The organism is Enterococcus sp. S183_ASV_20 (assembly GCF_018919685.1).
In the GTDB taxonomy this organism is placed as follows: Bacteria; Bacillota; Bacilli; order Lactobacillales; family Enterococcaceae; genus Enterococcus; species Enterococcus faecalis.
The window spans coordinates 45,281-69,108 of sequence record NZ_JAHLRI010000008.1; the positions used below are offsets into that span (position 1 = coordinate 45,281).

A 23,828-nucleotide genomic window follows, 5' to 3' on the forward strand; every position below is an offset into this window, starting at 1 on the left:
TTCCACTATTAGTTAGCTTGTTCACGCAATACTGTTTTGATGCGTGCAATCGATTGACGTACTTCTTTAATACGTGCAGTGTTTTCTAATTGACCTGTTGCTAATTGGAATCTTAAGTTGAACAATTCTTCTTTTAATTGTTTTTCTTTATCTAGCATTTCGGCAGTGGTTAATTCTCTGATTTCTTTAACCTTCATTCGATTCACCACCCATTTCCTCACGTTTTACGATCTTAGTTTTTACCGGCAATTTGTGAGATGCAAGACGAAGAGCTTCACGAGCTACTTCTTCAGGAACGCCTGCGATTTCAAACATGATTTTACCACGTTTAACTGGTGATACCCAGCCTTCTGGTGCCCCTTTACCTTTACCCATACGTACGCCGATAGCTTTACTTGTGTAAGACTTGTGAGGGAAAATTTTAATCCATACTTTCCCGCCACGTTTCATGTAACGAGTCATTGCAATACGGGCTGCTTCGATTTGACGGTTAGTAATCCAGTGAGATTCAGTTGCTTGTAAACCCCATTCACCAAATGCTACTTCTTTTCCGCCTTTAGCTTCACCGCGCATTTTTCCGCGGAATTCACGACGGTGTTTTACACGTTTAGGTACTAACATGATTATTTCCCTCCTTTCTCAGTGTTTTTTTTCGTTGGAAGAATTTCTCCACGATAGATCCACACTTTAACTCCTAGTTTTCCGTAAGTAGTGTCCGCTTCTTCCCATGCGTAATCAATGTCCGCACGTAATGTGTGAAGTGGTACAGTTCCTTCAGAGTATCCTTCTGAACGAGCGATATCCGCACCGTTTAGACGACCTGATACTTGAGTTTTGATTCCTTTAGCGCCAGCACGCATTGCGCGTTGGATGGCTTGTTTTTGAGCACGACGGAAAGCAACACGGTTTTCTAATTGACGTGCAATTCCTTCGCCTACTAATTTTGCATCTAAATCTGGTTTTTTGATTTCAACGATGTTGATGTGAACTCGTTTGCCAGTTAATTTGTTTAATTCTTTTCTTAGGTTTTCGACTTCAGATCCGCCTTTACCGATAACCATACCTGGTTTAGCTGTGTGAATTGAAATGTTAACACGGTTTGCAGCGCGTTCGATTTCAATTGTAGATACAGCAGCATCAGCAAGTTTTGTTGCGATAAATTTACGGATTCTTAAATCTTCGTGTAAGAATTCAGCATACTCTTTTTCAGCATACCATTTCGCATCCCAGTCGCGGATGATGCCTACACGCATTCCAATTGGATGTACTTTTTGACCCACTGATTGTCCCTCCTCTTAAATGTTTAAGCTCTGTTTTCATAAAGAAAACAGCCTATTTCATGAGACTTATTTCTCTGTTACAACTACTGTGATGTGACTAGTACGTTTGTTGATTGGTGAAGCTGAACCTTTTGCACGAGGACGGAAACGTTTCATTGTTGGTCCTTCGTTAACAAATGCTTCAGATACGACTAAGCTTTCAACGTCTAAGTCAAAGTTGTTTTCTGCGTTAGCAACTGCTGACATTAAAACTTTTTCAATGATTCCAGCAGACTTGTTCGGTGTGAATTTCAAGATTGAAATTGCATCCGCAACGCTTTTCCCTCTGATAAGATCGATTACTAAACGTGCTTTACGAGGTGAAGTGCGAACTGTTTTTGCAGTTGCTTTAGCTGATGTAATTTGTTCTGACATTTGCATATCCTCCCCTCAAAATTAGCGTTTAGTTTTTTTATCGTCAGCAACGTGGCCACGATAAGTTCTAGTTGGTGCAAATTCACCTAATTTATGTCCTACCATGTCTTCTTGAATGTAAACAGGGACATGTTTCCGTCCATCATATACAGCGATTGTGAAACCTACGAATGATGGAAAAATTGTAGAGCGGCGAGACCAAGTTTTAATTACTTTTTTCTTTTCGGCACCTTGTTGTGCTTCGACCTTTTTCATCAAATGATCATCGACGAAAGGTCCTTTTTTTAAACTACGACCCATGGTGAACCTCCTCTCAAAATGTACGACACATGGTCAAAAAAATTATTTAGTACGACGACGAACGATAAGTTTGTCTGATTTAGCTTTTTTATTACGTGTTTTGTATCCAATTGCTGGTTGACCCCATGGAGATACTGGCGCTTTACGTCCAATTGGTGTTTTACCTTCACCACCACCGTGTGGGTGATCGTTAGGGTTCATTACGCTACCACGAACAGTTGGGCGTTTACGCATCCAACGAGAGCGGCCAGCTTTACCAATGTTGATTAATTCGTGTTGTTCGTTACCAACTGAACCGATTGTTGCACGGCAAGTTGCTAAGATCATACGAACTTCGCCAGAGTTTAAGCGGATTAATACGTATTTGCCTTCTTTACCAAGTACTTGCGCGCTTGTTCCAGCTGAACGGATTAATTGTCCACCTTTACCAGGTTTCATTTCAATGTTGTGGATAACTGTACCAACTGGAATGTTTTCCAATGGTAATGCGTTACCTACTTTAATATCTGCTTCTGGACCAGATACTAGGCGCATGCCTACTTCTAATCCTTTTGGTGCTAAGATGTATGCCTTAACCCCGTCTTCGTAATGAACTAACGCGATGTTAGCAGAACGGTTTGGATCGTACTCGATCGTTTTAACAACCGCTGCGACGTTATCTTTATTACGTTTGAAGTCAATCACACGGTATTGACGTTTGTGACCGCCACCTTGGTGACGAACCGTAATGCGACCGTTGTTGTTACGACCGGCATTGTTTTTTAATGGCTGTAACAATGATTTTTCTGGTGTTGAAGTTGTGATTTCAGCGAAATCAGAACTTGTCATGTTACGACGGCCATTTGTGGTAGGTTTGTACTTTTTAATCGCCACGTCTTATTTCCCTCCTACGTTGATATTGTTCAGGACTGCTTATTCAGCAGCTTCGAATAATTGAATTTCTTTTGAATCTTCAGTTAATGTAACGATCGCTTTGCGACGTTTTTTTGTATAACCTGCATATTTACCCATGCGTTTGAATTTTGGACGCACGTTTAAGATGTTTACGTTTGCTACTTTAACATCGAATGCTGATTCAACAGCTTGTTTTACTAAAGTTTTGTTTGCGCGAGTGTCCACTTCGAAAGTATATTTCTTTTCGTCCATAGCTAACATGGATTTTTCAGTGATCACTGGGCGTTTGATTACGTCTAGTAATTCCATTATGCAAGCACCTCCTCAATTTGAGTAAGAGCTGTTTGTGTTGCCAAGACTTTGTTAGCTGACACAACATCTAACACACTAACGTTATCAGAAGTTACTACAGAAACGTTTGGTAAGTTACGAGCTGATAAAGCTGCAAAGTCGTTACCATTTTCTAAAACAACTAATACTTTAGTATCGATAGACAAGTTAGCAAGAACTTGTTTGAATTCTTTTGTTTTTGGTGCATCGAAGCTTAAACCTTCTACTGCTACCAAGTTATTTTCAGCAACTTTATCTGATAATACAGATTTCATTGCTAAGCGACGAACTTTTTTAGGAAGTTTGTAGCTGTATGAACGCGGTGTTGGTCCAAAGACTACGCCACCTCCACGCCATTGTGGTGAACGGATTGAACCTTGACGAGCACGACCAGTTCCTTTTTGACGCCATGGTTTGCGGCCACCGCCACGAACAGCGCTACGGTTTTTAACTGCGTGTGTTCCTTGTCTTAATGAAGCACGTTGCATGATGATTGCATCATAGACAACACTTTCATTAGGTTCGATTCCGAAGATTTCTTCATTTAAAGTGATTTCACCGTTTTGAGTTCCATCTTGTTTGAATAATGCTACATTCGGCATTCCTTAGTTCCTCCTTTCCCTACACTTATTTAGCTTTCACAGCTGATTTGATTGTGATTAAAGATTTTTTCGCTCCAGGAATGTTTCCTTTGATTAAGATAACATTTCTTTCTACGTCCACTTTAACAACTTCAAGGTTTTGAATTGTTACGCGGTCGCCACCCATACGGCCGGCTAGTCGTTTATTTTTAAATACACGGTTAGGCGCTACTGGACCCATTGACCCAGGACGACGGTGATAACGAGAACCATGAGACATAGGTCCGCGGCTTTGGCCGTGACGTTTGATTGCCCCTTGGAATCCTTTACCTTTCGTAGTACCTGTAACATCAACAACGTCTCCTGCTTGGAAAACATCTACTTTGATTTCTTTACCTACTTCATATTCTCCTAGCTCAACATTCTTGAATTCTTTAATGAAGCGCTTAGGAGCCGTGTTTGCTTTTGCAACATGACCTTTCGCAGGTTTGTTTGATAAAACTTCACGTTTGTCTTGGTAACCAACTTGGATAGCTTCGTATCCGTCAGTTTCAACAGTTTTCACTTGTAAAACTACGTTTGGCGTAGCTTCAACTACTGTTACTGGAATTAATTCACCAGACTCAGTAAAGATTTGTGTCATTCCCACTTTTTTCCCTAAGATTCCTTTGGTCATGAGTACACCTCCATCTTAATTTTATAGTTTGATTTCAATATTAACACCAGACGGTAAGTCAAGCTTCATTAGAGCGTCAACTGTTTTTGGTGTTGGGTTCACAATGTCAATTAGACGTTTGTGAGTACGCATTTCGAATTGTTCGCGAGAATCTTTGTATTTATGAGTCGCACGAACAACTGTGTAAAGTGAGCGTTCTGTTGGTAATGGAATCGGACCTGATACGTCAGCTCCAGTTCTTTTTGCTGTTTCCACAATTTTATCCGCTGATTGATCTAAAATACGGTGTTCATACGCTTTTAAACGGATACGAATTTTTTGTTTTGCCATCTTGTTCCCTCCTTCGCCTATTTTAAAAGTAGACATAGCTCCACGAAAATTTATCCGGCATGCTCGTTCATGGCAAAGCGTCCGAGCGTGTCGCAACCTCTCGCTTCACAGCCGGCAAATCAAATCGTTGATCTACCAATGCTTTTTACACTCCTGTAAACAGCACCTTTTTGATTATACTATGAAAGGATAGTGTTAGCAAGGATTTTCTGCGTTTTTTTGAAAGAATTTTTTCTTGTTTTGAAAAGCATTTGTTTTGTTTTTCAATTCTTTTCATTCTATTTTTTAAAAAAAAAAGAATTTGAGATTCCTTTTTTACCAGAATCTCAAATTCTTTCTTTTTTATTCTATTAACCAATCCGGCGCATTGGAATATCATTGTTATCTGGATGAACCAATAAATATTGAATAACATCAATATTGCTTGCTTGGAATGAGGCTGCACATGCTTGCAAATATAAGTCCCACATTCGATAGAAGCGCTCGCCTTTTTCGTCAACAATTTCTGCTTCTATATTATGGAAGTTTTTTGTCCAATGTTCCAACGTCAATTGATAATCTCTGCGCAAACTTTCCAAGTCAATCACTTGCAAGTCGTTTTCTGTCATATGGCCGACTAGCTCAGTGACACCAGGAATATAGCCACCTGGGAAAATATAACGATTAATCCAAGCATTTTTAGCCCCACCTTGTTGGCGACTGATCCCATGAATCAACGCCGTACCTTTAGGCGCTAAATTCCGCTGAACGACATCAAAATATTCATGTAGATTTTCCGCACCGACATGTTCAAACATCCCAACACTCGTAATATGGTCAAAAGACTCTCCTTTTAAATCACGATAATCCATCAACTTGACAGTCATTCGATCTTGTAGGCCTTCTTTTTCTATAATATGGCGAATATGATGAAATTGCTCTTCACTTAATGTAATCCCAGTTGCTTTGGCTCCGTATTCTTTCACCGCAGTTAAAATTAACGTGCCCCAGCCGCAGCCAATATCCAGTAAAGTGTCGTCCTCTTTGATAAACAATTTATCTAAAATATGATGAACTTTATTCACTTGCGCTTGTTCTAATGTATCTTCAGGCGTTTTAAAATAAGCACATGAATACGTCATTGTTTGGTCAAGCCATTTTTTGTAAAAATCATTTCCTAGATCGTAATGGCTGTGAATATCCTCTTGCGAGCGTTTTTTTGAATGACTTTCTTTAGGAAGCCATTTAATAAATTTAGCATTGTGTAAAAAGCTATCCTTTTGGTTATACACATCATAAATCAGTGCTTGGATATCGCCTTCGATTTCAATTTTGCGATCCATGTAGGCTTCCCCTAAAGTTAACGAAGCGTTATTCAGTAAATCCTTCACAGGAATTTTTTCATTGAATACAATTTTAAAAACCGGATCCCCCGACCCTTGCCCATACTCTTTGACGGTACCATCCCAGTATGTGACTTGTGTCTTTTTTGAAAAAGACCATTTAAACAGTTGACTGTACGTTTCTTTTTCTAACATTGCATTCCCTCCATTAAATACCATTTGAAGCCAAAACAAAAAGAAGTCGCTTTCCGGTAGTTCGTCAAAACAAACACCACAGTCCGTTCTAAACTGAAGCACAGAAAAGTTAACACCCCTTCTATGTTCCGCTTCTTTTTTTGCAATTACAGTTCTATTCTACTCCTCTTTTAAAAATTTGAACATTCTTTTAACGTAATACCTACTATTGTTATTCTTTATCACAAAAAAACTAGAGCCAGTCCTTGACAGACTCCTCTAGTTCTAAATATTATTCTTTCTTACGCATCCGTTGTTCCGCATGAGTGTATGCGCCATGCCACACGTGCCCCACATAAGGATTAACTTGAATACCGTGTTTAATCGCCGCCGCTACAAATTTTTTCGCTAAAGTTACTGCTTCTAACACCGAATAACCTTTCGCCAAGCCAGCTGTGATCGCCGCTGAAAAAGTACAACCTGCACCATGATTATAATCAGTAGGATATAATTCATTTTCCAAAAGATGCGCGGTGTGACCATCGTAAAATAAGTCCAGTGCTTTTTCCCCAGCTAAGCGATGTCCCCCTTTAACCACGACATGTTTGGCTCCCATTTGTACAATTCGTTTTGCCGCTTCTTCCATCTCCGCCACGGAAGAAATTTCGCCTAAACCAGATAAGATGCCCGCTTCAATTAAATTAGGCGTGGCAACTAATGCTAATGGCAGTAAATCGTTTTTTAGGCCTTCCACACTTTTGGGTTGCAGAATTTGCGCCGTTCCCTTACAAGCAATGACTGGGTCAATCACGACTTTTTGAATTTTTTCTTGTTTAATGTACTTACTAGCCATTTTAATATTTTGTTCATTACCCATCATCCCTGTTTTCAAAGCCGCTACTGGACCGCCTGCAAAAACCGAAATCAATTGTTTTTCTAAGAGCGTTTCTGGCAATTCAGTCACTTCATGCGACCAGCCTGTCGTAGGATCCATCGTCACAATCGAGGTTAAACTTGAAAACCCAAAAACTCCATACTCTTCAAATGTTTTTAAATCTGCTTGAATCCCTGCCCCTCCAGTTGAATCGGAGCCTGCAATCGTCAATACTTTTTCCATTAAATCACCTAACCTTTTTCTCCAAGTATACGGAAGAAACAAGTCTGCTAAAACAGCCAATTGGCTTATTTTTTAGCCAGCCAATTTCTAAACAAAAAAAAGACCAGAGAATAAATTCTCTGGCCTTACGTCCGAATACCCCAGTTTTTTACGCTGGTTAAAGCTATAGTTAAAAAGTTAATTATTTAACGATTTCAGTAACAACGCCTGAACCTACAGTACGTCCGCCTTCACGAATAGAGAAACGAGTTCCGTCTTCGATAGCGATTGGGTGAATTAATTCAACGTCCATAGCAACGTTATCACCAGGCATTACCATTTCAGTACCTTCTGGCAATTCTACAACACCAGTAACGTCTGTTGTACGGAAGTAGAATTGAGGACGGTAGTTAGTGAAGAATGGAGTATGACGTCCGCCTTCTTCTTTTGATAATACGTATACTTCAGCTTTGAATTTTGTGTGTGGAGTGATTGTAGCTGGTTTAGCTAATACTTGTCCACGTTCGATATCTTCACGTGCTACACCACGTAATAAAGCACCGATGTTGTCGCCTGCTTCAGCGTAGTCTAATAATTTACGGAACATTTCAACACCTGTAACAGTTGTTTTAGATGTTTCGTCTTTAATACCAACGATTTCAACTTCGTCACCAACGCGAACTTCACCACGTTCAACACGGCCTGTAGCAACAGTACCACGTCCAGTGATTGAGAATACGTCTTCGACTGGCATCATGAATGGTTTGTCAGTATCACGTTCTGGAGTTGGGATATATTCGTCAACTGCAGCCATTAATTCTAAGATTTTTTCTTCATAAGACTCGTCGCCTTCTAAAGCTTTCAAAGCAGAACCTGCGATAACTGGAACATCATCGCCTGGGAAATCGTATTCTGATAATAAGTCACGAACTTCCATTTCTACTAATTCTAATAATTCTTCGTCATCAACCATATCCATTTTGTTTAAGAATACAACGATGTATGGTACACCAACGTTACGTGATAATAAGATATGTTCACGTGTTTGAGGCATAGGACCATCAGCAGCAGAAACTACTAAGATAGCTCCGTCCATTTGAGCAGCACCAGTGATCATGTTTTTAACGTAGTCCGCGTGTCCTGGGCAGTCAACGTGTGCATAGTGACGAGTTTCAGTTTCATATTCGATATGAGAAGTGTTGATTGTGATTCCACGTTCTTTTTCTTCTGGAGCGTTATCGATAGAATCGTAGCTTTGTGCTTCCCCGCCACCGTGTTTTGATAATACAGTAGCAATTGCAGCTGTTAATGTAGTTTTACCATGGTCAACGTGTCCGATAGTACCAATGTTAACATGGGATTTAGAACGGTCAAATTTTTCTTTTGCCATTTTGAATGTTCCTCCTAAAAATATAAATTTTATTGTTTGTTTTATATGTGATAGACGTTACTAAAAATCGTCTGATCATCATAAGCTATTTTACACGAAATCTTGAAAAAAGGATAGTTCTAAAAACAAACCTTTTATTCTCAAGGAAAATTATGCGTTGCCGCCGTTTTTCTTGATGATTTCTTCTTGAACAGACTTAGGTACGTCTTCATAGTGGTCAAATACCATCATAAATGTACCGCGTCCTTGTGTTGCTGAACGTAATGTTGTAGCATAACCAAACATTTCAGCTAAAGGTACCATCGCATTAACGATTTGAGAGTTACCGTGTGCTTCCATACCTTCAACACGTCCACGACGACTTGTTACGTGTCCCATGATATCACCTAAGTAATCTTCAGGAACAGTAATTGTAACTTTCATCATTGGTTCTAAAATAACTGGGTTTGCATTTTTAGCCGCAGCTTTCAATGCCATAGAAGCAGCTACACGGAAGGCCGTTTCATTTGAATCGACATCGTGGTATGAACCATCGTAAAGTTTTGCTTTGATATCAACTAATGGATAACCAGCAAGAACACCGTTGTTCATAGAATCTTCTAACCCTTTTTCAACTGCTGGGATGTATTCACGAGGAACCACACCACCGACAATTGCGTTTTCAAACTCGAAGCCTTTACCTTCTTCATTTGGTGTAAATTCAACCCATACGTGACCGTATTGTCCTTTACCACCAGACTGACGAACGAATTTACCTTCTGCTTTAGTCGCAGCACGGAATGTTTCGCGGTAAGATACTTGAGGAGCACCTACGTTAGCTTCAACTTTGAATTCACGTTTCATACGGTCTACTAAAACGTCTAAGTGCAATTCACCCATACCAGAGATAACTGTTTCACCAGTTTCAACGTTTGTTTCAACGCGGAATGATGGATCTTCTTCAGCAAGTTTTTGTAGAGCCACGCCCATTTTATCTTGGTCAGCTTTTGATTTAGGTTCAACAGCGACTTGGATAACTGGATCAGGGAATTCAATAGATTCAAGAATAACTGGTGCATCTAATGCACATAATGTATCACCAGTTGTTGTGTCTTTCAGACCAACAGCAGCAGCGATATCACCAGAGTACACTTTGTCAATTTCTTGACGAGTGTTGGCGTGCATTTGTAGGATACGACCGATACGTTCTTTTTTGCCTTTTGAAGCGTTCAATACGTATGAACCACTTTCAAGGACACCAGAATAAACACGGAAGAAAGTTAAACGACCTACGAATGGGTCAGTCATAACTTTAAATGCTAATGAAGCGAAAGGTGCTTCGTCATCAGCTGGACGAGTTGTTTCTTCGTCTGTTTTAGTATCGATCCCTTTGATAGCATCGATATCTAATGGAGATGGTAAGTAATCAAGAACAGCGTCCAACATTAATTGAACCCCTTTATTCTTGAATGCTGAACCAGCTAATACAGGGAAGAACTCAACGTTGATTGTTGCTTGACGGATACCAGCGACTAATTCTTCTTCAGTGATTTCTTCACCTTCAAGATATTTCATCATTAAGTCTTCGTCAGTTTCAGCAACAGCTTCAACTAATTTTTCGCGCCATTCTTGCGCTTTTTCTAAATAATCTTCAGGAATATCAGTTTCTTGAATATCTGTTCCCAAATCATTTGTGTAGATTTCAGCTTTCATTTTAATCAAGTCAATGATTCCAGTGAAGTCTTCTTCAGCTCCGATTGGAATTTGAATTGGATGAGCGTTTGCTTGTAAACGATCATGTAATGATTCTACTGAATAGAAGAAGTCCGCACCGATTTTATCCATTTTGTTACAGAATACAATACGAGGAACTTTATATTCAGTCGCTTGACGCCAAACAGTTTCTGTTTGAGGTTCTACACCTGATTGAGAGTCAAGAACTGTTACCGCACCATCTAATACGCGTAGAGAACGTTGTACTTCAATTGTGAAGTCCACGTGTCCTGGAGTATCGATGATATTTACACGGTAGCCTTTCCACTGTGCAGTTGTCGCAGCGGATGTAATCGTGATACCACGTTCTTGTTCTTGTTCCATCCAGTCCATTTGTGAAGCACCTTCATGGGTTTCACCGATTTTATGGATTTTACCAGTGTAGTACAAGATACGCTCAGTTGTTGTTGTTTTACCAGCATCAACGTGGGCCATGATACCAATGTTACGAGTTTTTTCAAGTGAAAATTCTCTTGCCATTTTGTATGTTTACTCCTCTCTTTATTTAAATCGATTGTAAATTGACTTTCTGCTGCCACTTTACGCGACAGACAGAGAGGATCTTACCAACGATAATGAGCAAATGCGCGGTTTGCGTCTGCCATTTTGTGTGTGTCTTCGCGTTTTTTAACAGAAGCGCCAGTGTTGTTAGCAGCATCCATGATTTCTTTCGCTAGACGTTCTTCCATTGTGTGTTCACCACGTAGACGTGCGTAGTTAACTACCCAACGTAAACCTAAAGTTGTACGACGTTCTGGACGAACTTCAACTGGTACTTGGTAGTTAGAACCCCCAACACGACGTGCTTTAACTTCAAGAACAGGCATAACGTTTTTCATTGCTTGTTCAAAAACTTCCAATGGATCGTTACCTGTAGATTCTTTGATGATATCAAATGAATTATAGATAATGTTAGCAGCAATCCCGCGTTTACCGTCAACCATTACACGGTTGATTAAGCGAGTTACTAATTTTGAGTTATAAATTGGATCTGGTAAAACATCACGTTTTGCAACAGGACCTTTACGAGGCATCCGTAACTCCTCCTTCCGAAATATGATTTTTCAAGTTGTTATTGTCTTATTATAATTAAGCTTTAGGACGTTTTGTACCGTATTTAGAGCGGCTTTGTTTACGGTCGTTAACACCGGCAGTATCAAGCGCACCACGAACGATATGGTAACGTACCCCTGGTAAGTCTTTTACACGTCCACCACGTAATAATACCACGCTGTGTTCTTGTAAGTTGTGACCGATACCTGGGATATAAGCTGTAACTTCGATTAAGTTTGACAAACGAACACGGGCATATTTACGTAAAGCTGAGTTCGGTTTTTTAGGTGTCATCGTACCCACACGTGTACAAACTCCACGTTTTTGCGGAGAGTTAACGTTTGTTTGAGTTTTCTTAAAACTGTTATATCCTTTGTTTAAGGCTGGTGAATCAGATTTTTCTACTTTAGATTTACGAGGTTTACGTACTAATTGGTTAATTGTAGGCATTCCTTGTTCTCCTCCTTCCTTACTTCGCTTCTAGTTCCACACATCCAGGTGGTTCTTTTTTCGCGATAAAAAATAATGCAATCTCTGCACTCTTTATCAAATATGCTTTGATAGACAGTCAGCACGTCCCTATAAGGAACCTGTAGATAAAGCACCTTTGTTAGGATACCACGATAAGTATCAGCTGTCAACCCTCTTCTTTCGCCTTTCGAAAAAAAGATTTTCCTTCTATTTAAACGTACTTTTCCTTTAAAAATTTTTATGACTTTTTCAAAAACTTTCTATCTTTTTTAGTTAAATAACGGTACAATATCTTTGACTATTGAAGGGGGCGGAAAACAGCGATGAATCTGAAACAAATGGTAGGAATCGAAGCTGCAAAATATGTAGAAGACGGCATGATTGTCGGTTTGGGTACTGGCTCAACAGCAAAATTTATGGTAGACGAAATTGGTCGTCGCGTAAAAGAAGAAGGATTGTCAATCGTAGGGGTTACTACTTCAAAAGAAACAGAGAAACAAGCCTTGGCCTTGGGCATTCCTTTAAAAAGTATTGATGAGGTTCCGTATGTGGATCTTACGATTGATGGCGCCGATGAAATCAGCGCTGATTTTCAAGGAATCAAAGGCGGTGGCGCTGCCTTACTTTTTGAAAAAATTGTGGCCACTTATTCAAAGAAATGTATTTGGATTGTGGATAAATCAAAAATGGTGGACGATTTAGGGGCTTTCCCACTTCCAGTTGAGGTTGTTCCTTATGGCAGCCGCCAACTAGTGCATTTATTTGAAGAAAAAGGCTATCACCCAACACTTCGTTTAAACGCTGCTGGCGAAACATTAATAACAGATGGAGGCCACCATATCATCGATTTGCATTTAGAAAAAATTACAGATCCAGAAGCTTTAGGTTCTTATTTAGACAACTTGGTTGGCGTCGTTGAACACGGCTTATTTTTAAATATGGTTTCTATGGTAATCGTCGGTTATGAAGATGGACCGAAAACCTTACATGTTCCCGCACGTTAAGAATGTGTGAAAAAAGATTATTTATATAGGAAGGATAATATATGAAACGAATTGGTTATGCACGCACAACTATTATTGAAGACGATTTAAAAAATCAACTAACCACTCTCCAATCGTTTGGTTGTGATGATATTTTCCAAGAGACATTTGATCCTCAAGCGGAGATCAGTGTCTTAGACGAAGTCGAAAAACTTCTTTCTGCTGGGGATACACTTATTGTTTGTAAATTGCACCATTTAGGTAAAACAACCCGCCAATTAACAGACTTTATGAAAATGTTAAAGGAAAAACAAGTTGATTTTGTCAGCATTTCAGAAGGAATTGATACTCACCTTCCAACAGGTGAAGCCTATTTCCAATTAATGGAGAGCTTATCTGCGATGGAATGTGCACTAATTAAAGAACGAACACTCGTCGGGCTCCACAAAGCTCGTGAAAACGGAAAAGTAGGTGGACGTCCAAAAATCGATGGACGCACCGTCCGCAAAATACGTGCATTATATTACGAAAACAAAGAAACAATCCAATTTATTTCTAATAAATGCGGCGTTTCGGTGGGCACTTGTTATAAGTACATCAATTTACCTGAGACAGATGTCGAGCGGCTGTATTCCTAAGAATAAAAAAGAAGTCCTTCAGATGGGGCTTCTTTTTTGATTCGATTTCACTCTAATTTTTCAGCAACTTTCACGTTTTTTTACTATTTTCCATTGGAAATCTTGCGCAAAACGGTGTACAATAAACGTGGAAATCTTATTTTCAGAAAACTAAACTCAAAGGAGAGCTTATACATGCCAAAATTAGTTTTTTCTCGTCATGGACTTAGCGAATGGAATGCCTTAAACCAATTTACTGGATGGGCTGACGTAGATTTAGCACCTGAAGGTGTTGAAGAAGCAAAAGAAGGCGGCCGTAAAATTAAAGAAGCAGGCATCGAATTCGACGTTGCTTATACTTCTGTTTTAACTCGTGCCATCAAAACTTGTAACTATTTACTAGAATACTCAGATCAATTATGGGTACCTCAAATCAAATCTTGGCGCTTAAACGAACGTCACTATGGTAAATTACAAGGACTAAACAAAAAAGAAACTGCTGAAAAATACGGAGACGAACAAGTCCACATCTGGCGTCGTTCTTACGATACTCTTCCTCCATTAATGGAAGCAACAGATGAAGGTTCTGCAGCAAACGACCGTCGTTATGCAATGTTAGACCAACGCGATATTCCTGGTGGCGAAAACTTGAAAGTTACTTTGGAACGTGCATTACCATTCTGGCAAGATGAAATTGCGCCAGCTTTAAAAGACAACAAAACTGTCTTAGTAGCGGCTCATGGTAATTCATTACGTGCTTTAGCTAAACACATCGAAGGCATTTCTGATGAAGATATTATGGATCTTGAAATCCCAACAGGTAAACCATTAGTTTATGAATTAAACGATGATTTAACTGTGAAAGAAAAATACTACTTATAAGAACTTGTTTCTTATTAACAAAAGCGGTTTGCCAAGGCAAACCGCTTTTTTATGGATTAAATAAATTGACTTTCGGTTAAACAATCTTTATAAATCGCTACTATATCCGCTGCATCCAATGGTACATAAGCCTTTTCAGCAATTGCACTATGGGCCACAGCTTGTTGTGCCATTTCTTCAAATTTATCTGCTTCGATGCCAACTTCTGGTAATGTCATTGGAATGCCACAAGCCACAAAGTAATCATACAATGCTTGAATACCTTTTTTCGCTGCTACTTCCTCTTCTTGTTCGACTATTCCCCAAACATTTCGAGCAAACTGTGCAAACTTGCCAACGGTTTGTTCAGACAAAACGTAATTCATCCAACGAGGCGTTAAAATTGCTAAGCCAATCCCATGCGTAATGTCATAAAACGCACTTAATTCATGTTCCATGGGGTGACAAGACCAAACACCTTGTTTGCCGCGCCCTGTTAAACCATTTAAGGCTAAACTACTTGCCCACATTAAATTAGCACGTGCATCATAATCTTCTGGATTTTCTAAAGCAATGGGACAATTTTTGATAACCGTTCGCATTAAGCCTTCCGACACAAAATCTTGGACGTCCGTGCCTGTCGAAATACTAAAATAGTTTTCAATCAAATGACTGAAAATATCCGCTGAGCCAGCTGCTGTTTGATTTTTAGGAACCGTAAAAGTATTCGTTGGATCCAAGAACGAAACTTTTGGAATCATATTCGGACCACCAAAGCCTAATTTTTGATTGGTTTCTAAGTTAGAAATGACAGCACCTGCGTTCATTTCACTACCTGTCGCTGCTAAAGTCAAGATGGTCACGATTGGTAAAGCAGGACCAGTATACCCTTTTCTGGCTGCAATAACTGTCCAGATATCTTCTTCCGAATAAAAGCCCGCAGCAATTGCTTTGGAACAATCAATGGTTGAACCACCGCCAACTGCTAAAATAACATCGACTTGGTTTTCTTTACACAACTCAATTCCTTTTCTAACGGTTTCAATGCGCGGGTTTGGTTCGACACCGCTCAACTCAATCAGTGTATGCCCGTTTTTTTGGGCCAAATCAGTAATTTGTTGGTACAAGCCATTACGTTTGATACTACCGCCACCATAAACAAGTAAGACATTTTTGCCAAATTGATCTAACACAGCAGGTAATTCGTCTAAACGATCTTTCCCAAAACGGATGTCTGTTGGTACATAAAAATTAAAGTTTTCCATTCTTTCATCCTCCATTCAATCCTCTTACGCATTTATCATACTATTTTTTCAAAAATCCGCCAATAAAAAAGCCGAGCAAATGACAGTTGCTTTCACAACGATCGCTTGACCCAGCTTTTGATTCTTTTTTATAACGAATCGCTTGTTTTGATTAACAAATAAAGAAAATAAGGCGCACCGATGATCGCAACAATAATCCCTGCAGGCATTTCTCCATTGCCAGGCAATAGCCGACCAATCGTGTCACTAACCAATAAAAGTAAACTCCCAAACAACGCCGCCAATGGCAATACCTGTTTTTGTTGCGTAAAACCACATTTGCGAGCAATATGTGGCGCAAGTAAACCTAAAAAATTAATTCCCCCTGTAACGGAAATCGCTGAAGCCGCCAACATCACCGCTAACAGCAACGAAACGATTCGTTCTTTTTTCACAGCAATACCTACAGAAATAGCTGTTTCGTCCCCCAATTGTAAAATATCCAACAGACGATGACGCTTCATCGCAAAAAAGAACCCGATGACTAGCCAAGGCAACAAAGCGCCCACAAAGAACCAATTACTGCCCCAGATACTGCCTGCTTGCCACATTGTAACAAAACGGTACTTTTCAGTGTCAATTTTTGATGTAATTAATAAGGTGAGTGCTGAAATACCCGTACTCAAAATGACACCCGCTAAGACCATTCGAACTGGCGTCAATCCTAAACGATGATGATACGCGATTACTAAAATCCCAACAGCCGCTAGCAAGCCGCCAACTAAGGCCACGAGTGGAAGTGCAAACGTTGTGATACTTGTCGTCTCAACAAAACTAATAAACAAAATCACTGCCAAACCCGCACCCGCATTAATGCCTAAAATCCCAGTATCTGCTAACGGATTCCGAGTAATCCCTTGAAGAATAGCGCCGCTTAAGCCTAAAGCTGCGCCCGCTAGGACCGCAAGCACAATCCGTGGTAACCGAAAATCCCAAACTAACAGTTGTTTGGCCTGACTTCCCTGTCCCAAAAGAAGGGCTTTTAAATCCATGACGGAAACAGATAATTCCCCTTGCGTTAAACTGATACAAGCAGTTAGGATAAGCCCAACTATTAAGATAGCCACCCAACGAGACACTTTTTTCTGTGTCATCCTAGTTGCCCTCCTTTACGAAATAAATAAAGAAAGAATGGGATGCCAATTAAGGCCGTGATAATCCCAAATGGTGTTTCAAAAGGCGGATTCACCATTCGAGCGATTAAATCTGCCACCAAAACGAGGAGCGCACCGCCTAACGCCGAGAACGGAATCAAGCGACGGTAATTTTCTCCAGAAACTGTTCGCATCACATGAGGCACCACCAAACCAACAAAACTGACCGAGCCAACCAGCGCCACAGACAATCCTGATAAAAGCAAAATCGTTATACTGGCAAACAACCGAATACGCTGCGGATTTCGCCCTAAACCAATTGTTGCATCATCGCCAAAACGTAAAATAGTCACCGACGGACTAATCAGAATTGCTAATGCAAATGCGCCCAGAAAGATCGGGACGACTATTTTTAATTGTGCCCAAGAAATAACGCTGACACCGCCAAGAAACCAAAACGTTAACTCTTGACTCAAATTGAACTGAATGGCTAAGAATTGACTAAATGATAAAAAAAGGGCACTAATACCAGCTCCCACTAAGGTCAGACGCATGGGGCTTGCTCCTCGAATTGAATGATTAGAAAGATAATAAATCAGTGCCACACTCACGCCGGCACCAAGAAAAGAAACAACTAAAAGCCACCAATAACTTGCCTGAGGGAGGAAAGCAAAAACAAGCGCTAAGCCCAAGCCAGCCCCAGCATTGATACCCAGCAAGCCAGAATCTGCCAATGGGTTTTGCGTAATCCCTTGCGCTAACGCCCCACTCACTGCTAAACTTGCCCCCACAAAAGCGGCCCCTAAAATCCGCGGCAACCGAACCGTTTGGATGACTTGATGCGCTTGATTGGTCGCATCGAAGTGCGTAAATGATTCAATAATCGTTTGAATCGAAACCGACGTCGCACCAAACATCAATGACAGAAGCATTGTCCCAATTAGCAAAAAAAGACAGACAAGTAACACTTGCCATTGGTGTCTATAAAATCCGCTTATGCCTTTCATCCATCCAGCTCCATTTCCATCAACTCATAAGAAAGCACTAGTGGCCGCTGTGTCTGACTATGATAACTAATTTCTGCTTGAATAGCGAAAACATCTGCTAAGCCAGTAACAGTAATCACTTCTTGCGGTGTTCCCTCATTGATAATCTTTCCCTCTTTCATCGCAATCACGCGATCAGAAAAACGAGAAGCTAAATTAATATCATGAATCGTCATCACGATAGTTTTCTGATGTTCTTGATTAATTCGTTTTAACACATTTAAAATTTCTAGCTGATGCGCTGGATCCAAATAGGTGGTCGGTTCATCTAAAATTAAAATATCTGTATCCTGCACTAGCGCCATAGCAATCCAAACCCGTTGGCGTTGCCCACCTGATAAAATTGCCACAGACTCTCTAGCTAACTCAGTTAAGCCTGTTAATTCTAATGCCCATTGTATGTACTCTTGATCTTCTGTGGTGACACTTTTCCAGCCCGATTGATAAGGATATCGCCCGAAAGAGACGAGGTCAAAAACAGATAAATCGATTGTATTTTCTGGCGTTTGTGATAAGATCGCTAGTTCTTGCGCCACTTCTTTTGAAGAAAAATGTTGAAGTTCTTGGTTCTTAATGAACACCTTGCCTTTCTCAGCTGGCAAAATACGCGCAAGTGTTTTTAACAAGGTCGATTTGCCACAACCATTTGGTCCAATAATACTTGTAATAGTTCCCGCTTCAAATGAACAGTTCAGCGCTTCACTAATCACTTGACGACCATATCCTGTAGTTAAGTCCTCTGCCTCTAAATAATTCATAACCATTCCTCTTTAATTTTTCTGTCGTTATTTTACATTTATTGATAATCGTTCTCACTCATTGTTCCTTGATTATAAAAGACCCTTCCTTAAAAAGCAATGTTTCTTCCAATCAAAAAACGAATTATCTAAAAAATGCAACTTATTTGCTCAAAAAAGCAAGCGATGATTGACAAACGGTCGTTTTTAAATGATAATGAGAATCGTTATCAACTAAAAATAAAGGAGTTACACAATGAAACTTTTAAAAAAGACGGTCCTAATTGGTACCACCCTTCTTCTTGGTTCATTCTTACTCGCAGCTTGTGGTAATACGAATAAAGAAGCCAACAACGCTGACAAAACACATGAAGTAACAGATACCTTAGGCAATAAAGTAACCGTCCCCGCGAAACCCAAACGGATTATTGCGAGTTATTTAGAAGATTATCTAGTTGCACTAGGAGAAAAACCAGTGGCACAATGGACAGTTGGACAAGGCAGCATTCAAGATTATTTAGCGAAAGAATTGAAAGATGTCCCCACTATTTCCTATGACTTGCCATATGAAGCGGTTTTAAAATTTGAACCTGACTTATTATTAATCAGTTCATCTGCTCTAGTTGAAGGCGGTAAATACAAAGAATACAGTAAAATTGCGCCAACTTATGTAGTCAAAAACGGCGAAAATGTCACCTGGCGTGATCAATTGGAAGATATTGCTACTGTTTTAGATAAAAAAGAACAAGCGAAAAAAGTGTTAGAAGATTATGATACCTTAACCAAAGGCGTCCAAGAAGACCTTGGCAAAAAAGATGCTGGCAAATCTGCGGCAGTCTTATGGGTAACCAACAACCAAGTCTTTATGGTTAGCGATAATCGCTCAAGCGGAACCGTGCTCTATCAGGACTTAGGCCTCCAAGTTCCAAAATTAGTGGAAGAAATTTCTAAAAACGCCAATGCGGATTGGAATCAAGTTTCTTTAGAAAAATTAGCTGAGCTTGACGCAGACCACATTTTCCTTGTAAACAGCGATGAATCAGCACCTCTTTTCCAAGAAGCAATTTGGAAGAACTTACCTGCTGTGAAAAATAACCAAGTTCATACCTATGATAAAAAAAGTAGTTGGTTATACAATGGACCTATTGCGAATACTCAAATTGTTGAAGATGTAAAAAAAGCGCTCTTAAATTAAAAAAAATGCTTGGATGAAAATAATCATCCAAGCATTTTTTTAATTAGCAATTGCCGTTTCTAAACCAACTTCAATCATTTCATTAAACGTCGTTTGGCGTTCTTCTGCCGTTGTTTCTTCGCCTGTCACCAAGCTATCACTCACCGTCATAATCGCCAATGCTTCTACATCAAATTTTGCTGCTAAATAATATAACATTGCCGCTTCCATTTCAATCGCTAATACCCCGTATCGACCTAAACGAAAGACATCATCTAAGCTATCTTTGTAAAAAACATCATCTGACAATACGTTACCAACATGGGTAGTAAAGCCTTTTGCTTTAGCAATTTCGTAAGATTTGAGTAAAAGATCAAAGCTCGCAATTTGTGGAAAATCATATTTAGGAAAATCATTGCGAATCGCGGAAGAAGGTGTCGCTGCTGCTTGTGCGATAACTAATTCACGAACGTTGACTTTTTCTGAAATAGAACCACACGTACCAACACGAATTAACTTCTTCACATCGTAAGAGTTAATTAACTCATGGGCATAAATACCTGCTGAAGGCATCCCCATCCCTGTTCCTTGGACCGAAACACGCTGTCCCTTATACGTTCCTGTGTAACCTAACATCCCACGAACTTGATTATAGCAGACAGGATTCTCCAAAAAAGTTTCCGCAATATATTTTGCTCGGAGGGGATCCCCTGGTAGTAAAATTTTATCGGCAATTTCACCTGGTTTTGCTTCGATATGCACACTCATTCTGGTTTACTCCTTTTTTATAAAGCTGCTAGTGTTGCTTTCACTAACTCTTTGAATTGTCCTTTAACGCGTTCAGTTGTTTCAACTACTTCTGCATGATTTAAGCTACTTTGCATACCAGCTGCTAAATTCGTAATACAAGAGATGCCTAGTACTTTCATGCCACTATGCACAGCTACAATGACCTCCGAAACAGTTGACATGCCAACTGCATCTGCACCCATCGTCCGTGACATCCGAATTTCTGCAGGCGTTTCATATGTCGGGCCAGAAAAGCCCATATACACGCCTTCTTTTAAGTCAATATTTTGTTCCGCAGCCACTTTTTTTGCCACTTCCCGATATTCTTGCGTGTAAGCATGACTCATATCTGGAAAACGCGGCCCGATTTCTTCATCATTTTCACCAATTAACGGATTATCGCCTGTAAAATTAATGTGGTCATTGATTAACATCAAATTCCCCGGTGTATATGTTTCATTTACGCCACCAGCTGCGTTGGTTACAATCATTGAATGAATGCCTAAAGCAGCCATCACACGAACGGGATAAGTGACCGTTTGCATCGAATGTCCTTCATAATAATGAAAACGTCCTTGCATCGCCAAAACTTTTTTTCCAGAAAGCGTTCCGTAAACTAATTGTCCAGCATGTCCAACGACTGTTGAAACAGAAAAATGGGGAATTTCAGAGAAAGGAATAGCAATCGCATCGGTTATTTCATTAGCTAATTCACCTAACCCTGAACCTAAGATTAGACCGAAGTCTGCTTGTTGCACCCCTTTTTCTTTCAAAAACTCAGTTGTTTCGTTTAAATGGTTCGTTAACGTTGTCATGTGTTGCCTCCTCGAATTATTGTAATTGATTTAAAAAGCTTTGACCGTTTTCCGTTGCAGGAACTTCAAAGTTTTCAGCAATCGTTGCTGAAATATCTGAATAAAATCCTTGTGGCAAGCTGCCTTGTTTTGTCATTTTTTTACTATAAGCCAATAAAGGCACATATTCACGTGTGTGGTCTGTTCCTGGGAAAGTTGGGTCATTCCCGTGATCTGCTGTAATTAAAAGCAAATCATCTTCGGCCATAGCTGCCATAATCTCTGGCAAACGACCATCAAAATCTTCGATGGCTTTTGCATAGCCCTTCACATCACGACGGTGGCCATACAGCGCATCGAAATCCACTAAGTTAGTAAAACTTAAACCTGTGAAATCTTTATTCATGACCGTTAATAATTGATCCACCCCATCCATATTGCTCTTCGTGCGGATAGCTTCAGTAATTCCTTGTCCATTAAAGATGTCGTTAATTTTCCCAACAGCGATCACATCATTGCCGTTTTCTTTTAACGAATCTAAAACAGTATGGCCAAAAGGATCTAGAGCATAGTCATGACGGTTACTGGTTCGAGTGAAATTACCTGGTTCACCAACATACGGGCGAGCGATAATCCGACCAATCATATAAGGTTCGTCTTTCGTAATGTCACGAACATATTGACAAATTTTATACAATTCTTCTAATGGAATAATGTCTTCATGCGCCGCAATTTGTAAAACAGGGTCCGCTGAAGTATAAACGATTAAATCCCCTGTTTTCATTTGATGTTCGCCGTAATCATCAATGACTGCTGTCCCGCTATATGGTTTGTTACAAACAACTTTTCGCCCAGAAAAATCTTCAATTTGTTTCAGCAATTCTTCAGGAAAGCCGTTTGGGAATACTCGAAAAGGTTTTTTGATGTTCAAGCCCATAATTTCCCAGTGACCGGTCATAGTATCTTTTCCAACAGAAATTTCTTCTAATTTGGTGGCATAGCCATCGTGGTCTGCCACTGCTTTGACACCTGTTAAAGGAGCAATAGTTCCCAATCCAAGTTTTTCTAAATGAGGAATGGTTAGTCCCGCTTCTTTGGCAATATGACCTAGTGTATCACTGCCGACATCTCCAAATTTTTCAGCATCTGGTGCTTCACCAATACCGACTGAATCTAGTACGATTAAATGAACACGTTTAAACACACTTGCTTCCTCCTCTAAGGTCGTAAATACGTCAAGAATGACAATTATTTTACGCTAGCCTTTTAAATAGTCTCGAGAATCAAACAGAATAATCTATTTATTCTCAGCTCTTCAATTATACCATGAATCCGCTATTATTGCCTGAAAGAGCATTAAAATTTTCACTGATTCCTTCGATTTTAGCAGGGCTTAAAAACTGAAAGAAAAAAAGTCTCCCACCGTAATTAGGAAACTTTTTTATTGTTTTTTTCGAATAGCCTGCTCCTTAAAAAGAACACGACTCTTTATCCAATCGAAACTTTTAACACTCCAAGCGGTCTCCCTCTTTTGGCACATTTAAATACCAGATAACCGCTTCTGATAAAATCACACCAATGCCAATGGGCGGATAAAAATAAATGCCGATATATCCGATTGCGAAAAGACAAAGATGAATGATTTTTGTTGCCTTACTATAAGATTTCGATTTTCTTAACTTAGCTGCACCTTGTGGATCTTTCACTGCATTGTCTTCATAAATGATCCTTGTTAGCAAGAAGTAAGCAAAATCCCAAACCGTATACACAACAAGATAAAAATAAACGGGTGCCCGCATCCACCAAAATTCACTCACCCAAGCAGTTGCTACCGGAATGAAGGCCATGGAGAATAACCAAAAATTATTTGCCCAAAACGCTTTTTTAGAAAACCAATGAGTTACGGACATTATGTAATGATGATTGTACCAAGCGATACAGATAAAAATAAAACTGACAATAAACGATAAAAAATATGGGATATTTTCTATCAAACCTGCCAAAACACCCACTTGAGGGGTTTTAATTTCTAAAATCATGATGGTCATGATGATGGCAATGACTGCATCACTAAATGCTTCTACGCGTGTTTTATTCATTGAACGTCCTCCACTTTTCCTATGCTTACTACAAACAAAAGTATAGCAGAAAAACCAACGATTTTTGAAAAAAAGCTGCTAGACCTGTTTGGTTTTTTTCAAAATTTCGACACTTCCTTCGAATTGTAAAAAACAGCCAAAAGAAAAAAGTAAAGTTATCTTTATCAACTCGCTTTTTTGCAGTGAAGCAGTGCCTAATGTCGCTTGTGTTCAACTGATTATCTTAAGAAAAGAAATGGCCCCCCGTCGCTTTGACGGAGGGCCTAT

28 protein-coding genes are annotated in these 23,828 nt (G+C 39.7%); 4 read left to right on the top strand and 24 right to left on the bottom strand.

Features of this window, described 5'->3' with window-relative positions; translation table 11 throughout:
- Positions 1–8: 8 nt before the first annotated feature.
- The 16 genes from rpmC to rpsL all read right to left on the bottom strand — a co-directional run bounded on the left by rpmC (position 9) and on the right by rpsL (position 12,042).
- Positions 9–197, bottom strand: a complete 189-nt coding sequence (gene rpmC, locus KQI94_RS04680; protein WP_002383858.1) for a 50S ribosomal protein L29 — start codon at positions 195–197, stop codon at positions 9–11.
- Positions 187–621, bottom strand: a complete 435-nt coding sequence (gene rplP, locus KQI94_RS04685; protein WP_002356208.1) for a 50S ribosomal protein L16 — start codon at positions 619–621, stop codon at positions 187–189. Before rplP ends, rpmC begins: the two co-directional genes overlap by 11 nt.
- Before the next feature lie 2 nt (positions 622–623).
- Positions 624–1,280, bottom strand: coding sequence for a 30S ribosomal protein S3 (rpsC, locus tag KQI94_RS04690; protein WP_002356207.1), 657 nt, complete (start codon positions 1,278–1,280; stop codon positions 624–626).
- Between the two features lie 66 nt (positions 1,281–1,346).
- The gene (gene rplV, locus KQI94_RS04695; protein ID WP_002356206.1) at positions 1,347–1,694 is read right to left on the bottom strand and encodes a 50S ribosomal protein L22; all 348 of its coding nucleotides are present in this window, start codon (positions 1,692–1,694) and stop codon (positions 1,347–1,349) included.
- Between the two features lie 21 nt (positions 1,695–1,715).
- Complete coding sequence (gene rpsS / locus KQI94_RS04700) at positions 1,716–1,994, bottom strand: 30S ribosomal protein S19 (RefSeq protein ID WP_002356205.1); 279 nt, start codon at positions 1,992–1,994, stop codon at positions 1,716–1,718.
- Positions 1,995–2,036: 42 nt separating this feature from the next.
- Positions 2,037–2,867 carry a 50S ribosomal protein L2 gene (gene rplB / locus KQI94_RS04705; protein ID WP_002356204.1) on the bottom strand — a complete coding sequence of 277 codons (831 nt, stop codon included), beginning with the start codon at positions 2,865–2,867 and terminating at the stop codon, positions 2,037–2,039.
- A 39-nt stretch (positions 2,868–2,906) separates the two neighbouring features.
- Positions 2,907–3,197 (bottom strand): 50S ribosomal protein L23, encoded by a 291-nt coding sequence (locus tag KQI94_RS04710; protein WP_002356203.1) that lies wholly within the window; start codon positions 3,195–3,197, stop codon positions 2,907–2,909.
- On the bottom strand, positions 3,197–3,820 hold the full coding sequence (gene rplD / locus KQI94_RS04715) for a 50S ribosomal protein L4 (protein ID WP_002356200.1): 624 nt from the start codon (positions 3,818–3,820) through the stop codon (positions 3,197–3,199). The genes KQI94_RS04710 and rplD overlap by 1 nt, the downstream gene beginning before the upstream one ends.
- 25 nt (positions 3,821–3,845) lie before the next feature.
- On the bottom strand, positions 3,846–4,475 hold the full coding sequence (gene rplC / locus KQI94_RS04720) for a 50S ribosomal protein L3 (protein ID WP_002356199.1): 630 nt from the start codon (positions 4,473–4,475) through the stop codon (positions 3,846–3,848).
- A gap of 21 nt (positions 4,476–4,496) precedes the next feature.
- Positions 4,497–4,805 (bottom strand): 30S ribosomal protein S10, encoded by a 309-nt coding sequence (gene rpsJ, locus KQI94_RS04725; protein WP_024041515.1) that lies wholly within the window; start codon positions 4,803–4,805, stop codon positions 4,497–4,499.
- A 350-nt stretch (positions 4,806–5,155) separates the two neighbouring features.
- Complete coding sequence (locus tag KQI94_RS04730; protein ID WP_024041516.1) at positions 5,156–6,322, bottom strand: cyclopropane-fatty-acyl-phospholipid synthase family protein; 1,167 nt, start codon at positions 6,320–6,322, stop codon at positions 5,156–5,158.
- Positions 6,323–6,593: 271 nt separating this feature from the next.
- Entirely contained in the window at positions 6,594–7,418 is an 825-nt protein-coding gene (thiD, locus tag KQI94_RS04735; RefSeq protein ID WP_002368563.1) for a bifunctional hydroxymethylpyrimidine kinase/phosphomethylpyrimidine kinase, read from the bottom strand.
- A gap of 181 nt (positions 7,419–7,599) precedes the next feature.
- Positions 7,600–8,787 carry an elongation factor Tu gene (gene tuf, locus KQI94_RS04740; protein ID WP_002356194.1) on the bottom strand — a complete coding sequence of 396 codons (1,188 nt, stop codon included), beginning with the start codon at positions 8,785–8,787 and terminating at the stop codon, positions 7,600–7,602.
- A 150-nt stretch (positions 8,788–8,937) separates the two neighbouring features.
- Positions 8,938–11,019: an elongation factor G gene (gene fusA / locus KQI94_RS04745; RefSeq protein WP_002356192.1), complete on the bottom strand. Its 2,082-nt coding sequence runs from the start codon at positions 11,017–11,019 to the stop codon at positions 8,938–8,940.
- Between the two features lie 83 nt (positions 11,020–11,102).
- On the bottom strand, positions 11,103–11,573 hold the full coding sequence (gene rpsG / locus KQI94_RS04750) for a 30S ribosomal protein S7 (RefSeq protein ID WP_002356191.1): 471 nt from the start codon (positions 11,571–11,573) through the stop codon (positions 11,103–11,105).
- Positions 11,574–11,628: 55 nt separating this feature from the next.
- Positions 11,629–12,042 carry a 30S ribosomal protein S12 gene (gene rpsL, locus KQI94_RS04755; RefSeq protein ID WP_002356190.1) on the bottom strand — a complete coding sequence of 138 codons (414 nt, stop codon included), beginning with the start codon at positions 12,040–12,042 and terminating at the stop codon, positions 11,629–11,631.
- A gap of 344 nt (positions 12,043–12,386) precedes the next feature.
- On the opposite strand from rpsL, the gene rpiA reads away from it, so the two are divergent.
- The 3 genes from rpiA to gpmA all read left to right on the top strand — a co-directional run bounded on the left by rpiA (position 12,387) and on the right by gpmA (position 14,545).
- Entirely contained in the window at positions 12,387–13,067 is a 681-nt protein-coding gene (gene rpiA / locus KQI94_RS04760; protein WP_002363468.1) for a ribose-5-phosphate isomerase RpiA, read from the top strand.
- 41 nt (positions 13,068–13,108) lie between these two features.
- Positions 13,109–13,684 carry a recombinase family protein gene (locus KQI94_RS04765; RefSeq protein ID WP_002356188.1) on the top strand — a complete coding sequence of 192 codons (576 nt, stop codon included), beginning with the start codon at positions 13,109–13,111 and terminating at the stop codon, positions 13,682–13,684.
- 174 nt (positions 13,685–13,858) lie between these two features.
- Positions 13,859–14,545, top strand: coding sequence for a 2,3-diphosphoglycerate-dependent phosphoglycerate mutase (gene gpmA / locus KQI94_RS04770; protein ID WP_002359343.1), 687 nt, complete (start codon positions 13,859–13,861; stop codon positions 14,543–14,545).
- 56 nt (positions 14,546–14,601) lie between these two features.
- Here gpmA and KQI94_RS04775 read toward each other — a convergent pair whose 3' ends face one another.
- The 4 genes from KQI94_RS04775 to KQI94_RS04790 all read right to left on the bottom strand — a co-directional run bounded on the left by KQI94_RS04775 (position 14,602) and on the right by KQI94_RS04790 (position 18,732).
- Positions 14,602–15,804 (bottom strand): iron-containing alcohol dehydrogenase, encoded by a 1,203-nt coding sequence (locus tag KQI94_RS04775; protein ID WP_002390245.1) that lies wholly within the window; start codon positions 15,802–15,804, stop codon positions 14,602–14,604.
- Between the two features lie 113 nt (positions 15,805–15,917).
- The gene (locus tag KQI94_RS04780) at positions 15,918–16,922 is read right to left on the bottom strand and encodes an iron ABC transporter permease (RefSeq protein WP_002368566.1); all 1,005 of its coding nucleotides are present in this window, start codon (positions 16,920–16,922) and stop codon (positions 15,918–15,920) included.
- Positions 16,919–17,929: an iron ABC transporter permease gene (locus KQI94_RS04785; RefSeq protein ID WP_002368567.1), complete on the bottom strand. Its 1,011-nt coding sequence runs from the start codon at positions 17,927–17,929 to the stop codon at positions 16,919–16,921. Before KQI94_RS04785 ends, KQI94_RS04780 begins: the two co-directional genes overlap by 4 nt.
- On the bottom strand, positions 17,926–18,732 hold the full coding sequence (locus KQI94_RS04790) for an ABC transporter ATP-binding protein (RefSeq protein WP_002356183.1): 807 nt from the start codon (positions 18,730–18,732) through the stop codon (positions 17,926–17,928). Before KQI94_RS04790 ends, KQI94_RS04785 begins: the two co-directional genes overlap by 4 nt.
- Positions 18,733–18,961: 229 nt before the next feature.
- Here KQI94_RS04790 and KQI94_RS04795 point away from each other — a divergent pair, with 229 nt between their 5' ends.
- Positions 18,962–19,900, top strand: coding sequence for an iron-hydroxamate ABC transporter substrate-binding protein (locus tag KQI94_RS04795; protein ID WP_002368568.1), 939 nt, complete (start codon positions 18,962–18,964; stop codon positions 19,898–19,900).
- Positions 19,901–19,939: 39 nt separating this feature from the next.
- Here KQI94_RS04795 and deoD read toward each other — a convergent pair whose 3' ends face one another.
- The 4 genes from deoD to KQI94_RS04815 all read right to left on the bottom strand — a co-directional run bounded on the left by deoD (position 19,940) and on the right by KQI94_RS04815 (position 23,561).
- Positions 19,940–20,647, bottom strand: coding sequence for a purine-nucleoside phosphorylase (deoD, locus tag KQI94_RS04800; protein ID WP_002359338.1), 708 nt, complete (start codon positions 20,645–20,647; stop codon positions 19,940–19,942).
- 17 nt (positions 20,648–20,664) lie between these two features.
- Positions 20,665–21,483 (bottom strand): purine-nucleoside phosphorylase, encoded by an 819-nt coding sequence (locus KQI94_RS04805; RefSeq protein WP_002356180.1) that lies wholly within the window; start codon positions 21,481–21,483, stop codon positions 20,665–20,667.
- A 16-nt stretch (positions 21,484–21,499) separates the two neighbouring features.
- Positions 21,500–22,666, bottom strand: a complete 1,167-nt coding sequence (gene deoB / locus KQI94_RS04810) for a phosphopentomutase (RefSeq protein WP_002356179.1) — start codon at positions 22,664–22,666, stop codon at positions 21,500–21,502.
- Between the two features lie 301 nt (positions 22,667–22,967).
- Positions 22,968–23,561 (bottom strand): TMEM175 family protein, encoded by a 594-nt coding sequence (locus KQI94_RS04815; RefSeq protein ID WP_002359336.1) that lies wholly within the window; start codon positions 23,559–23,561, stop codon positions 22,968–22,970.
- Positions 23,562–23,828: the final 267 nt, after the last annotated feature.

Bases quoted from the DNA above. Each gene is read 5' to 3' on its own strand.
- rplD (WP_002356200.1), bottom strand. From the start codon at position 3,820: ATGCCGAATGTAGCATTATTCAAACAAGATGGAACTCAAAACGGTGAA.
- deoD (WP_002359338.1), bottom strand. From the start codon at position 20,647: ATGAGTGTGCATATCGAAGCAAAACCAGGTGAAATTGCCGATAAAATT.
- KQI94_RS04785 (WP_002368567.1), bottom strand. From the start codon at position 17,929: ATGAAAGGCATAAGCGGATTTTATAGACACCAATGGCAAGTGTTACTT.
- KQI94_RS04765 (WP_002356188.1), top strand. From the start codon at position 13,109: ATGAAACGAATTGGTTATGCACGCACAACTATTATTGAAGACGATTTA.
- rpsS (WP_002356205.1), bottom strand. From the start codon at position 1,994: ATGGGTCGTAGTTTAAAAAAAGGACCTTTCGTCGATGATCATTTGATG.
- rpsG (WP_002356191.1), bottom strand. From the start codon at position 11,573: ATGCCTCGTAAAGGTCCTGTTGCAAAACGTGATGTTTTACCAGATCCA.
- KQI94_RS04790 (WP_002356183.1), bottom strand. From the start codon at position 18,732: ATGGTTATGAATTATTTAGAGGCAGAGGACTTAACTACAGGATATGGT.
- tuf (WP_002356194.1), bottom strand. From the start codon at position 8,787: ATGGCAAAAGAAAAATTTGACCGTTCTAAATCCCATGTTAACATTGGT.
- KQI94_RS04815 (WP_002359336.1), bottom strand. From the start codon at position 23,561: ATGAATAAAACACGCGTAGAAGCATTTAGTGATGCAGTCATTGCCATC.
- gpmA (WP_002359343.1), top strand. From the start codon at position 13,859: ATGCCAAAATTAGTTTTTTCTCGTCATGGACTTAGCGAATGGAATGCC.
- KQI94_RS04710 (WP_002356203.1), bottom strand. From the start codon at position 3,197: ATGGAATTACTAGACGTAATCAAACGCCCAGTGATCACTGAAAAATCC.
- rpsJ (WP_024041515.1), bottom strand. From the start codon at position 4,805: ATGGCAAAACAAAAAATTCGTATCCGTTTAAAAGCGTATGAACACCGT.
- KQI94_RS04780 (WP_002368566.1), bottom strand. From the start codon at position 16,922: ATGACACAGAAAAAAGTGTCTCGTTGGGTGGCTATCTTAATAGTTGGG.
- KQI94_RS04730 (WP_024041516.1), bottom strand. From the start codon at position 6,322: ATGTTAGAAAAAGAAACGTACAGTCAACTGTTTAAATGGTCTTTTTCA.
- rpsL (WP_002356190.1), bottom strand. From the start codon at position 12,042: ATGCCTACAATTAACCAATTAGTACGTAAACCTCGTAAATCTAAAGTA.
- thiD (WP_002368563.1), bottom strand. From the start codon at position 7,418: ATGGAAAAAGTATTGACGATTGCAGGCTCCGATTCAACTGGAGGGGCA.
- KQI94_RS04805 (WP_002356180.1), bottom strand. From the start codon at position 21,483: ATGACAACGTTAACGAACCATTTAAACGAAACAACTGAGTTTTTGAAA.
- rplV (WP_002356206.1), bottom strand. From the start codon at position 1,694: ATGTCAGAACAAATTACATCAGCTAAAGCAACTGCAAAAACAGTTCGC.
- fusA (WP_002356192.1), bottom strand. From the start codon at position 11,019: ATGGCAAGAGAATTTTCACTTGAAAAAACTCGTAACATTGGTATCATG.
- rplC (WP_002356199.1), bottom strand. From the start codon at position 4,475: ATGACCAAAGGAATCTTAGGGAAAAAAGTGGGAATGACACAAATCTTT.
- rpiA (WP_002363468.1), top strand. From the start codon at position 12,387: ATGAATCTGAAACAAATGGTAGGAATCGAAGCTGCAAAATATGTAGAA.
- KQI94_RS04775 (WP_002390245.1), bottom strand. From the start codon at position 15,804: ATGGAGGATGAAAGAATGGAAAACTTTAATTTTTATGTACCAACAGAC.
- rpmC (WP_002383858.1), bottom strand. From the start codon at position 197: ATGAAGGTTAAAGAAATCAGAGAATTAACCACTGCCGAAATGCTAGAT.
- KQI94_RS04795 (WP_002368568.1), top strand. From the start codon at position 18,962: ATGAAACTTTTAAAAAAGACGGTCCTAATTGGTACCACCCTTCTTCTT.
- rplP (WP_002356208.1), bottom strand. From the start codon at position 621: ATGTTAGTACCTAAACGTGTAAAACACCGTCGTGAATTCCGCGGAAAA.